This window comes from Mycobacterium sp., from assembly GCF_032159775.1.
Lineage (GTDB): Bacteria > Actinomycetota > Actinomycetes > Mycobacteriales > Mycobacteriaceae > Mycobacterium.
Window position 1 is genome coordinate 11,178 of the sequence record NZ_JAVHWK010000146.1, and the last position, 12,228, is coordinate 23,405.

A 12,228-nucleotide genomic window follows, 5' to 3' on the forward strand; every position below is an offset into this window, starting at 1 on the left:
GCGGAAGGTCGTTGATAGCGAACTAGACTCCGCGGTCATCGAGGAAGCGAACCCTTAAGGCGACTAGGAACGCGAACAACTCGAGGCTCGCGTCGTCGTTCCTGAATCCTCGGTGCGTAGCAAGGGGGCCATGGTGCAGCTTTCAACCTCGTTTTGGGCCGCCGACGAGTCGGTGCCAGTGGTGGATCTAACGGTCGGGGACCTGCTGCGGGAGGCTGTTGGGCGTGCTCCGGACACAACTGCTCTCGTGGCCGGTATGTTTGCGGCCGACGAGCGGCGGCGGTGGTCGTATGCGGAGCTGCTCGCTGAGTGCGAGCGAGCGGCACGCGCCCTGCTTACCCGGTTCTCGCCGGGCGACCGTGTCGCCGTGTGGGCCAACAACATCCCGGAGTGGGTGATCCTCGAGTACGCAGCCGCACTGGCGGGTATCACGCTAGTCACAGTCAACCCGGCCCTGCGGTCGGAAGAACTGGCCTACGTTCTGCGTCATTCGCGGTCCGAAGGGATCTTCTTGGTGCCCGAGTACCGCGGCTCGGCGATGGCCGAGATGCTCGACTCGGTTCGCGGCGAAGCGCCCGCGCTGCGCGAAACCATCTTGCTCACAGAGTGGGAGGCGTTCTGCGCGAGCGGCTCGCCGAATCAAGCATTGCCGGAGGTCGACCCGGCCGCTCCGGCGCAGATCCAATACACGTCGGGGACCACTGGGCGGCCCAAGGGCGCGGTATTGCATCACCGCGGGATCGTCAACAACGCGCGCATTTGGAACCTTGACGTCCTTGGTGTTCCGCCCGGGACGGCGCAGCTCACCGCGATGCCGCTCTTTCACTGCGCCGGATGCGTATTGGGCGTTCTGGGATCGGCAGCGTGCGATGGCACGCTGATACTTCCGCCCTATTTCGATCCGCCGTTGCTGCTCGAACTCATCGAAGCGGAGCGCCCGACATGCTTTGTCGGTGTACCCACCATGCTCATCGCCTGCCTAGATGACCCGAACTTGGCCAACACAGATGTGTCATCCGTGCGCTGGGTCGCCAGTGGGGGCTCTGTGGTGCTGCCGGAACTGGTGCGCCGCGTCGAGGACGCCTTCGGTGCGCCGCTCTGCATCGTGTACGGCCAAACCGAGGCGTCGCCACTCATCACAGCCGTCTCGGCACAAGACGCCCCGCCCGACCGCTTGACCACCGTGGGGCGACCGCTCGGCGCGACCGCTGTCAAAATCGTCGATCCAGCGTCGGGTGAGACGGTACCTCCCGACACCGATGGTGAGCTCTGCACTCGCGGGTATCTCGTTATGGCGGGTTATTTCGACGATCCGGAGGCGACCGCGTCAACGATCGACCGCGACGGTTGGCTACACACCGGTGACCTTGCCGCCATGGATAGCCGCGGTTACTGCCGCATTACCGGTCGGCTGAAGGACATGATCATCCGCGGAGGAGAGAACATCTATCCGCGCGAGATCGAGCAGGCGCTGTTCGAGCATGGTGATGTCGCGGACGTCGCCGTGGTTGGCGTGCCCGACGACCTGTGGGGAGAGCAGGCCGCCGCTTTCATCCGTCCGGCGCAGGGTCGGATCCTTGATCGGGAGAAGTTACGTGTCTACTGCGGCGAGCGTCTGGCCCCGCATAAAGTGCCGCGACATTGGATCACCGTCGATGAGTTTCCCGTCACGCCATCGGGGAAGGTGCAAAAGTACGTTTTGCGGGAGCGGTTCCTCGCGGGGCCACCTGCCGACGCGAGCAGCCATGGTCGACCCAAAACCGCGGCCCAGTTCACCGGGAACGACTCGATACCGATCCTCGAATTGAGTATCGGCGGGTTACTGCGCGCGACTGCCGCGCGCACGCCAGATGCCGTCGCCTTGGTGGCCGGTACGCCGGCGCCCGGCGAGCGACGGCGGTGGACGTATGCCGAACTGCTCGCTGAATCTGAGCGCGCGGCGCGTGCTCTGCTGACCCGGTTCTCACCGGGCGACCGTGTCGCTGTGTGGGCCAACAACATCCCGGAATGGGTCTTCCTCGAACTTGCGGCTGGACTTGCCGGAATCACCCTCGTAACTGCCAATCCCGCCCTGCGGGCAGACGAGTTGGCATACGTCCTGCGTCATTCTCGATCAGATGGCGTCTTCTACGTGCCGGAGTACCAGGGCTGCCGAATGGCTGGGACGCTTGACGGTATACAAGGTGAGCTGCCCAACCTGCGCGAGGCGATATCGTTTGCTGACTGGGAATCGTTCTGCGCCAGCGGCCCGCCGACCCAACAGCTGCCCAACGTTGATCCGCAGGCACCAGCGCACATCCTGTATACCTCGGGCACGACCGGGCTACCCAAGGGTGCGGTCCTGCATCACCGCGGGCTGGTCAACAGCGCGCGAATCTACGTCGATGCTCTCGGCGTGCAGCCGGGCATGGTGCAGCTGGGCGCGATGCCGTTGTTCCACATCGTCGGATGCGGCCTGACCGTCTTGGGCACGTTCGCGAGCGCGGGCACACTTGTTCTGATGCCGTACTTCGACCCTTCGCTATTGTTCACGCTCATCGAAGATGAGAGCGCCGCATGGTTTTTCGGCGTCCCCACGATGCACGTTGCGTGCCTCGAGGATCCTCGCCTGGCTGCCACGGACGTTTCGTCGGTGCGACTTATTGTTGCCGCCGGCGCTCCCGTCTTGCCCTTGCTAGCGGCTCGTGTCGAGGAGGCCTTCGAGGCGCCGCTGTGCATTGGGTTCGGCCAGACGGAGACGTCAGGATGCATCACACAAGTCGTCCCCAACGATGAACCGTCGGACCGCCACCACACCATCGGTAAGCCAGTTGCTCATACAGAGGTAAAGGTCATCGACCCCACCACCGGCGAAACCGTCGGCACTGATATCGATGGAGAGCTATGCACGCGTGGATATTTCGTGATGACCGGTTACTTCGACAATCCCGAAGCGACGACCGCGGCAATCGATGCCGAGGGATGGCTGCACACCGGCGACATTGCGGCCATGGACAGTCGCGGTTACGTCCGCATAACGGGCCGCCTCAAGGACATGATCATCCGCGGCGGCGAAAACATCTATCCGCGCGAGATCGAGCAAGTGCTGTTTGAGCACGAGGATGTCGCGGACGTGGCGGTCATCGGCGTCGCCGACCCTACCTGGGGAGAACAGGTGGCCGCGTTCGTTCGGCCGACCGCCGGGCGGACACCGGACGCCGAGCGACTGCGCCGGTACTGCGCCGAACGACTGGCGTCGCACAAGGTGCCGCTGTACTGGGTGGTCGTCGATGAGTTTCCGACCACGCCGTCCGGCAAAATACAGAAGTTCATTTTGCGTGAGCGGTTCACCGCGAGCGCACCTGCCCCGGCGGCCGCTACCGAAAACCAAGACGAATTGCTGGCTGCGTTGCGACGGGGTGGTCCTGATCAGCCGGTGGCCGAGGCCTTCCGACTGGGTGTGCAGGTGACGTTGGGATGTCGTCGCGAGGATTTGCGAGGAGACGCCACGTTCACCGAGATGGGTGGCGATTCGCTGTCTGCATTGCGCTTTTCACGGCTGATCGAGGAGATCTTAAATATCGAAATGCCGGTCGGCGTGGTCATTGACGCGACCAATGATCTCGACGGGCTGACCAACTACATCGAGAAGAACCGGAAGACAGCCGAGACCCGAGCAACGTCTGCAATGGTACATGGCCGTGACATCGATGAGCTGCGAGCGAGCGACCTCACGTTAGACAAGTTCATCGACGCCCGAACGATTGCCGGGGCCAGGACACTTGACCGTCCCAGCGGCGTGCAGACGGTGCTGCTGACTGGTGCGACCGGTTACCTCGGCCGGTTCCTTTGCATGGAATGGCTTGCGCGCCTAAGTCGTTCGGAGGGCAAACTGATATGTATCACTCGCGCACGCGATGCCGGCGCGGCACGCCAGCGGATCACGGCGTCACTCGAGCGGGACGATCCAGACCTGGCCTCCGCATTCCGGAGGCTTGCCGCAGATCACCTCGAGGTGATCGCGGGCGACGTCGATGAGCCGAATTTCGGTTTGGATGAGGCCACTTGGCACCGGTTGGCCAACACTGTCGACCTCATTGTGCACGCCGCTGCTCTCGTCAATCATATGCTGCCGTACAGCCAGCTGTTCGGTCCGAATGTCGCGGGCACTGCACAAGTAATCCGGCTTGCGCTGACCTCAAAGCTGAAGCAACTCAACTATGTTTCCACCGTCGCGGTGGCGACCACCGGTGCTGAAGTACTGGGAGAAGACATCGACGTTCGTGTGGCCAGTCCGGTGCGCAAGATCGATCAGACGTACGCGAACGGGTATGCCAACAGCAAGTGGGCGGGCGAAGTGTTGATGCGAGAAGCCCACGATCTGTGTGGCGTGCCGGTCGGCGTCTTCCGCTGCGACATGATTCTGGCCCACAGCCGATATGTCGGTCAGCTGAACGTATCGGACCTTTTCACGCGGTTGATTCTGAGCCTTATCGTCACCGGAATCGCGCCGTATTCCTTTTATGGGCTCGACGGGCAGGGGCAGCGTGTACGGGCGCACTACGACGGACTACCAGTGGATTTCGTCGCTGAGGCGCTCGCGACGCTAGGCGCCAACGTCACCGAGGGATACCGTACGTACAACGTCGTGAATTCGCATGATGACGGCATTTCGCTGGATCAGGTTGTGGATTGGTTGATTGACGCCGGTCATGCGATGGAACGCATTCACGACTACGCGGACTGGCTTAGTCGCTTTGAATCCGCCATGCGCGTGTTGTCGGACACGCAACGGCAACATTCGGAGCTTGAATTGCTGGAGGCCTTCAAACCCCCGGCGCCTGCGCTGACTGGACCCGTACTGCCGGCGGAATCATTCCGTGACGCGGTACGAGCCGCGCAGATCGGAGCCGACCGCGACATCCCGCATATGTCGGCGGAACTCATTGGCAAGTATGTGTCCGACCTTCGGCAACTTCAGCTGCTCTAGGTCACGGGGCGGGTCGCCATACGGGCACTGATTCGTCGAATCAGATCGGCGGACCTTCCTCAGAAGCATCCGACTTATCCGTGGCCGGTCACTAACGCGATCGGCCAGCAGGTCTTGTGCGGGCTGTTTCGTGTTGGTCGGTTGAAGTGTTCTTATTCATGCGGTTCCTTATTCAACGTCAGCGCGCGGACGAGGTCGCCGCCGTCAGTCGAAGATGCGCAGACGGTTCCGTGCGGCAGCAGGCCGAACGTGCGCGATCGCGCGGGCGAATCGCAGATGCCGCCGAGGAGGTCGTCGCACCCGCGATGCCGGCCGAACGAGCGCTGGAGCGCAACGCATTGGTCAAACGTCACCGTTGAGGGCCTTCACCAATGCCGAAGTCGCCTCGGCTTCTTCCCCCGGTACGACCGTGATAGGTGGCCCCACGGTCAGTTCCCAGTGCGAGACGAACGGAATCGGAAGCTGCTTTTCATCCCATCCGCCAAGGTTCCAGCAACGTTTCGCCTCGAAGCGCAGGGGGACCAGCGGCAGTCCGGTCACGGCGCCCGTGAGCACTGCGCCAGGGCGCGCCTGACGCCGAGGGCCCGCAGGGCCGTCGGGCATCACCACAGTATTTTGCCCACGACGCACCCCGGCGATCAGCGCCTCCAGCGCCGCCCGGCCGCCGGAGCCGCTGGAACCCAAATACAGCATTTCGACGCCATCCCAGGAGGCAGCCAGATGAATTGGCCGCATGTACCAATAGGGGTGGTTCAGCCAGCCGTGGCCCCGCCAGTCACCAAGCGAGACCCAATTCAGCCACACGTGCTCGTGCCACAGCACCCACACAAAACGTTTGATTTCGAGATGCTCTTCGCCAACGACTGTGAACCGGCAGGTCCAACGGACGAGGCGGATGTAGCTCCAGAGCAGCGCAGCAAGAATGTACGAGATCGGCACGTACACCGGCCACCACCGCATGGGCACAGTGTCGACGCGATACCAGCTTTTCCAGGACGGTTTCATCGCCCGTTCCTCAGCGGCTTCCGCCCGCGGTCACCGCGAGTGCCCGGCATTGAGGCGGCGCCCAGTCCCTCAGAGTGCTCGTAGGCCATCAGGGTCCTTTTGATCAGTTCCCGTCGTTCGTCGATCGTCATCGAGTCAAAGGAGCGTGGACAACGTCGGAGGCCGACCGGTGTGGTCATACAGAGTGAAGTCAGGCGCCTCGTCGCCCGCGATCATCCCGGAAGACTAACGCGAGAAGCTCTGCCTGACGCACGAGCCAGATGATCCGGTCGTCGTCGAAGAGCTACCGGGTGGAACCGTGCTCGGCCCGACCACGCCGAGGATGCGGGCAACGATGCGCGGGTGATCGACGAGGCGTGCGCTGATGAGGTGGACTCTCATCACTGAGAGAGTCGGCCGTGGGACTCTACGTGGACGGTCCCCGTCTGGTGCGCGCCCGGCGTATCCGGCATTTCATGCCGACCACCGGCGTACCGGCGCCGCAAGATCAACACAAGACCCCGGCCGCAATCAAGCCTCACTTGCGACTCTGCCCAGGACGCGGCGGTCGAAGACCAGATCCCACGCCGTGTCCATCGCCGTGGCGATGGCGCCGACCAGAACCGCGTCGTCGCCCAGGTGTCCTCCGACGATGTCGGGGACCGACGGAATCGTCTCAGCGAGCTGTTGGCGGATCGGGTCGGCGAGCAGGTCTGCGTTGCGACCGATGCCGCCTGCAAGCACGATCAGCCCAGGGTCGAGCACAGCGGTCACCACAGAGACGACCCGCGCGAGCTTCGATGCTTCATCGGCAACCACGCGCAGGGCGCGTTCGTCGCCGTCGCGGGCGGCGTCGAAGACCGCCTTCGCCGACGGCAGGTTGAGGCCGGCCTTGCGAGCGGCAGACACCACCGCGTCGCCCGCCGCGACGACCTCGACCGGGCCTGGCCGGTGAGCCGCCACACCCGCTGGAACCCGGCCGTAGGGCAAATCCGCGATCTCGCCCGCCGCGCCGTGCGCTCCACGAAAGAGTCTGCCGTTGACCAGGATTCCCATTCCAATGCCAGTGCCGACGGTCAGGCACGCCACGACGCCGACGCCTTGCGCCGCACCTCGTGCGTGCTCACCGACGGCACACAGATTGGCGTCGTTCTCGACGATCACCCTGGAGCCGTTCGATCCCAGGATTGTCAGAAGTTCGTGCAGCAGGCCCCGCCGTTCCCAACCGGGCAGATTCGGCGCCCGATAGACGGTGCCCCTCTCGGTGTCTGGGATGCCGGGGGTCCCGAGGACGGTGACCACGATGTCTTCTGGAGTAAGCCGGGCTTCGGCGACCGCACGACCAACGCATTCCGCGACGGTTCGCACCAACATGGCCCCTGAGCGGCTGCGGTTCGTCTGCTCGACGCGGGCCACCACGGTCCCGTCGAGGTCAGCGACTGCGACGTGAAGAACCCGGCGACCGACGTCCACGCCGACGATATGGCCCGCATCCGGAGCGGTGCGGTAGACGACCGCCGCCCTGCCGGGGCGATCCACGCGCCGACCTATCGCCCGCACCAGACCATGCTGCTCCAGATCCAGAAGCGCTTGACCCACCGTCGGTTTCGAGAGACCTGCCTCCCCGGCGATCTCCGGACGCGTTGCCTCACCGTGGTCTCGCAGCCGGTTCAACACAAGGCGCTGGTTGAGTGCGCGCATGCTCGCCGGCGTTCCGGCTTGCGTCGCAGTGCGGCCTTCCACCGCCACCTCCACTCCCGTCGGCGTCAGACCCTACAAACTCTTCCAGATCCACCAGTTCTATGTTAAGAAACTTTACTAACATAGAAAATCGTCGGAGGTGCGTCATGAGCTCACCAGAGAAGCCCGCCACGGCAGCGGCGTCCCCGCAGCCCGCGCTCGAGCGCAGCATCGGTCCGCTTCAGGCGACGGCGATCAACATGACCCAGATGTGCGGCATCGGCCCGTTCGTCACGATCCCCGCCATGGTGGCGGCGATCGGTGGTCCAGAAGCCATGTTCGGGTGGGTTCTTGGCGCTCTTCTGGCGCTCGCCGACGGCCTCATCTGGGCCGAACTCGGCGCGGCCATGCCCGGTGCCGGTGGGACCTACATCTACCTACGCGAAGCATTCCAGTACCGCACCGGGCGGCTGATGCCGTTCCTTTTCGTCTGGAGCGCGGTGCTTTTCATTCCACTGATCATGTCCACCGGCATCATCGGCTTGATCCAGTACCTCGGCTATCTGATCCCCGGCGTCACCTCCGACTCTGGAAACACCTTGTTGGGCAAGCTCATCGGCGTCGGCATCACCCTGCTGATCATGGCAGCGTTGTTCCGCAGGATCGGCCAGATCGGCAAGCTGACCACCGTGCTGTTCGTCGTCATGCTGGTTGCGGTGCTCAGCACGATCGTCGCGGCATTCTCGCACTTTAGCGGCGCACAAGCGTTCGCCTACACTCCCGGCGCATTCAGCTTCAGCGGGGGAACGTTCTGGGTAGGACTGGGCGCGGGCCTGATCATCGCCATCTACGACTACTTGGGGTACAACACCACCGCGTACCTCGGTGCCGAGATGCGCGATCCGGGTCGGACGATCCCGCGGTCCATTGTCTTGTCGATTCTCGGCATCATGAGCCTGTACTTCCTGCTGCAGGTCGGCGTTCTCGGATCAATCCCGCTCGACGAGATCGAGAAGGCGACATCCGTCGCCTCTGCGGTGCTCGAGCAAGCCTGGGGATCAACCGCTGCACACGTGATCACTGTGTTGATCGTCGTCGCCGCCATCGGCTCGGTGTTCGCCGGTCTGCTCGGCGGATCCCGTGTCCCGTTCGAAGCCGCCCGGGACAAGGTGTTTCTCCCCGTCTTCGGCAGGTTGCATCCCAGACTGAAACTGCCCACTGCCGGCGTACTCGCCATGGGTGTTGTCACCATCATCGGCTCGTTGTTCACGCTGACCACGATCATCAACGCCGCTGTCGCGACACTGGTCATCATCCAGTCTCTGGCCCAGGTCGCCGCGATTGTTGTCCTGCGCCGCCGGCGGCCGAACCTGGTGCGCCCGTATCGCCAATGGTTGTATCCGCTACCAACGATCATCGCCTTGGCGGGCTGGATTTATGTCTACGTGTCCGCGACCTGGCTCTCGATCGGCTTGTCCGTGGGCTGGATTGTCATCGGATGCATCGCGTTCCTCATTTATGCCAAGGCCGAGCACACCTGGCCGTTCGGGCCGAAAGAGGTCAACGAGGCCTTTGCGGACGAGGCGGCAGAAGGTGGCCCGCTGGTAGGTGGTGGGTTCTCGCCCGCTGACGACGTTTGAAATCCGATGCGCCCATGTTGCAGGCGAGGGCGATTCTGTCCGACATCGATGGAACGCTGGTGGATTCCACCCCTGTCGTCGAAAGGTCTTGGCGCACCTGGGCACTGGAATACGGCGTCGACGCGGGTGAAGTCCTGCGAGTCTGTCACGGCCGACGGACCGAGGACACGGTGGCGGAGTTCGTCGCGCCGCAGCAGCTGGAAGTCGCGGTGGCTCGGCTGCAGGCGCTGGAGTTGGCCGATTTCGACGGCGTGACGGCGTTACCCGGCGCCCAGCAGATCCTCGAAGCTCTGACTCCACAGCGCTGGGCCGCGGTGACGTCGGGTGAGCGCGACCTGATGACTAGTCGACTTTCGGCTGCGCACCTGCCGATTCCAGAAACCATGATCTGCGCCGAGGATGTCACCGTCGGCAAGCCGAGCCCGGAAGGCTACCTACTGGCGGCTGCGGCGTTGGGCTTGGATGCCAAGGATTGCGTGGTCGTGGAGGACGCGCCCGCGGGTATCGCCGCGGGATTGACCGCGGGCGCGCGGGTCGTGGCGGTCACGACCACCCACACTGCCGACCAAGTAGCCGGCGCGGATGTGATCGTGGCCGATCTGTCTTGCCTCCGTGTGGAATTGACTGATGACGGTGTCGTGCTGAACCGACTCGAGTCGTCGTAACTCACAGCCTCCGACGGTTCTCGCCTTCATGACGCTACTCAGATTCGGGCTGATTGAACGACACATCGACTTGTTGAAATCCTTTGGCCTGCTCGGCTTTCGCCCTGGCGGTGTAGGTATGCCGATCGGCGCGGGTGAGTTCGACGTTGTCGGTGAACGGAGTCAGCAGGGCCCGTGGATAGAGCCTCTTGACGCGTACGACGTTTATCTCGGCGCTGAGCACCAGGCTTGTCGAGATGAGGTACAGGAAGGCCAGCATCCCCAGAACCAGCGCGAAGACGCTGTTGGTTGCGCTGGCCGTCTTGACGATGTGGCCGACATAGCCGGCGGCGAACCACTGCAGCAGTTGCCAGGCGATCGCCGCAGCCAGCGCGCCGGGAAACAACTGCCCGTAGGGCAGACGACGGGCGGTGGTGAGGCGGAACGCCAGCAGGCAGATCGAGGTGTTGATCGCAACGCTCGCCGTTATCGCCGCTACGGTAGTCAAGAACCCGAAGTTGTCGGCGGCACGCGTAAACAACGACAGGACCGTCGTGCCCGCCGCGGCGCCGCCAAGTATCAGGATGAGCAACAAGCTTTTCAACCGGGACCGCAAGGGGTCGGGTCGCACGTTGCGCGGCACCGCCCACACCGAGTCCATGGCGTTCTGGACCGCCTGTCCTACCCCCATGCCGCCGTAGACCGCCCCGCCGACTCCAATGACGACGCCGACTGTGCCACCGGAGAGTTGATGAGGCTGGGTCAACTGATCGCCGATGACCGGAAATTGGCTGAGTGCAGACTCCAGGACCTGGCGTTGCAGTTCGGGGTGGCCGACGAGGACGACACTCAGCGCGGTGGTCAACAACAGCAGCAGCGGAAACAGCGACACAAAGGCGTAGTAGGTGATCAGCGCAGCCAGATAGCCGCCCTGGTCATCGACGTACTTATAGATCACCGCAATGACGAAGCCCACCGCACGGTTTCGTTGCTGCAACCGGTCCAGCCAGCTCACCATCTCGGTCACTCCTCGCAGAGCGTGTGAGCTGGTACTACCCGCCGGCGACCGTGGTCAATCGCTTCGACGCGGTCACCTTGTCCATGGGCGGCGGTCAAGCCGGGTTTATCAACTCGATCGAAGCGATGACCGCCTCGGCCAAGGCAACTTCGGAGATTTCGGGTGTTTCGCTGTGCAGTCGCCCACCGGCGTCGTTCCACTCGATACGGCCGTCATGGGGATGCCGCGCGACGAGAAAGTGGACTTCGCCGGGAGGATCGATATCCCCGTTGGGGCCGCCCGCAATGATGCAGACGGTGCCATCTGCCCTCTGTCCTGCTGAGCAGTTGTAACCGCGTCCTTCGAGTTCCCTGGCGAGAGTTTCTGCGTTCGGCATAAGCCATCCAAGCGTATGAAACGGACTGTTGGCGCCGTCGGGCCAATCCTGGCAGTGTGGGAGTCAGCGATTACGAATCCGCTTCGACGAATACGCAATCTGGAATTGCAGGTGAGAGGGCTCGTGGCGACGCCGTTTGATGACTCAGTCGGCGAGTGGGAGGTGGCTGTCGCGCGGCCCTACGATCGCGGAAATCCTAGCGAGGGATTCGACGAGACGGTCCTCGTTCGGGGGACTGAAGACGAGGCGCGGCGTGTCTATGGCGACGAGGTCGGGTCCGCATCCGAACGGGGCTACCAATACGTGCGGCTGCGCTGCCGGGGCAAGGATGTGGACTCCTGGCCAGCTGCGACCGGCTGGACGTCGTGACCAACACGCTCGACCGTCGTCGCTCAATTCCAGTCGGCTAGCTCAGGCGTCAGGGCGGGACACGTCGCCGCGCCAGGCACCGGTTTCTCCCGGCCTGCTCTCGATGAACTTCTTGAATCGCTCCAGGTCACCGCTGACGCGTGACTTGAGGATCCCCAACTTGTCGGCGACGTTTTCCACGAAGCCCTCGGGGTCGACGTCCATCTGCGTGGTGACGCGGGTTTTTTCGTCGTCGAGACGGTGGAAAGTCACCACTCCGGCGTGGTCGGGTCCGCTGTCGGACTTCCAGGCCACCCGCTCCTCGGGATGCTGCTCGGTGACGGTGGCATCGAATTCACGGGTGATACCGCCGACTTTGATAACCCAGTGCAGATGGGTGTCGTCGCGCTGTTCGATGCGCTCCACGCCCTCCATGAACTCCGGAAAGGATTCGAACTGGGTCCACTGGTTGTAAACGACGTCGATCGGGCGATTCACATCGACTGATGCGGTGGTCGTGCTCATGACTTGCTCCTCTCGAGATGTAGGCGTTTGTGCAATACCCGCCG

At 63.4% G+C, this 12,228-nt stretch carries 8 protein-coding genes; 3 read left to right on the plus strand and 5 right to left on the minus strand.

Translation table 11 applies throughout. From position 1 onward, the window contains the following. Window positions 1-130 precede the first annotated feature (130 nt). A complete protein-coding gene (locus QOJ24_RS20100; RefSeq protein ID WP_526264408.1) occupies window positions 131-4,969 on the plus strand; it encodes a thioester reductase domain-containing protein in 4,839 nt (1,612 codons plus the stop codon). A 342-nt stretch (window positions 4,970-5,311) separates the two neighbouring features. On the opposite strand, the gene QOJ24_RS20105 is transcribed toward QOJ24_RS20100, so the two are convergent. Then, window positions 5,312-5,974, minus strand: a complete 663-nt coding sequence (locus QOJ24_RS20105) for a lysophospholipid acyltransferase family protein (protein WP_526264410.1) — start codon at window positions 5,972-5,974, stop codon at window positions 5,312-5,314. 510 nt (window positions 5,975-6,484) lie between these two features. Beyond that, window positions 6,485-7,696, minus strand: coding sequence for an ROK family transcriptional regulator (locus tag QOJ24_RS20110; protein WP_526264412.1), 1,212 nt, complete (start codon window positions 7,694-7,696; stop codon window positions 6,485-6,487). Between the two features lie 104 nt (window positions 7,697-7,800). Here QOJ24_RS20110 and QOJ24_RS20115 point away from each other — a divergent pair, with 104 nt between their 5' ends. Next, a complete protein-coding gene (locus tag QOJ24_RS20115) occupies window positions 7,801-9,273 on the plus strand; it encodes an amino acid permease (protein ID WP_526264414.1) in 1,473 nt (490 codons plus the stop codon). A 14-nt stretch (window positions 9,274-9,287) separates the two neighbouring features. Further along, window positions 9,288-9,938 carry an HAD-IA family hydrolase gene (locus QOJ24_RS20120; RefSeq protein ID WP_526264416.1) on the plus strand — a complete coding sequence of 217 codons (651 nt, stop codon included), beginning with the start codon at window positions 9,288-9,290 and terminating at the stop codon, window positions 9,936-9,938. A 34-nt stretch (window positions 9,939-9,972) separates the two neighbouring features. Here the strand turns inward: QOJ24_RS20120 and QOJ24_RS20125 are convergent, their stop codons facing one another. From QOJ24_RS20125 to QOJ24_RS20135, 3 genes are all read right to left on the minus strand, one after another. After that, the gene (locus QOJ24_RS20125; RefSeq protein WP_526264456.1) at window positions 9,973-10,935 is read right to left on the minus strand and encodes a YhjD/YihY/BrkB family envelope integrity protein; all 963 of its coding nucleotides are present in this window, start codon (window positions 10,933-10,935) and stop codon (window positions 9,973-9,975) included. Window positions 10,936-11,029: 94 nt separating this feature from the next. Beyond that, a complete protein-coding gene (locus QOJ24_RS20130; RefSeq protein WP_526264418.1) occupies window positions 11,030-11,311 on the minus strand; it encodes a hypothetical protein in 282 nt (93 codons plus the stop codon). A 411-nt stretch (window positions 11,312-11,722) separates the two neighbouring features. After that, on the minus strand, window positions 11,723-12,184 hold the full coding sequence (locus tag QOJ24_RS20135; RefSeq protein WP_526264420.1) for an SRPBCC family protein: 462 nt from the start codon (window positions 12,182-12,184) through the stop codon (window positions 11,723-11,725). Window positions 12,185-12,228 lie beyond the last annotated feature (44 nt).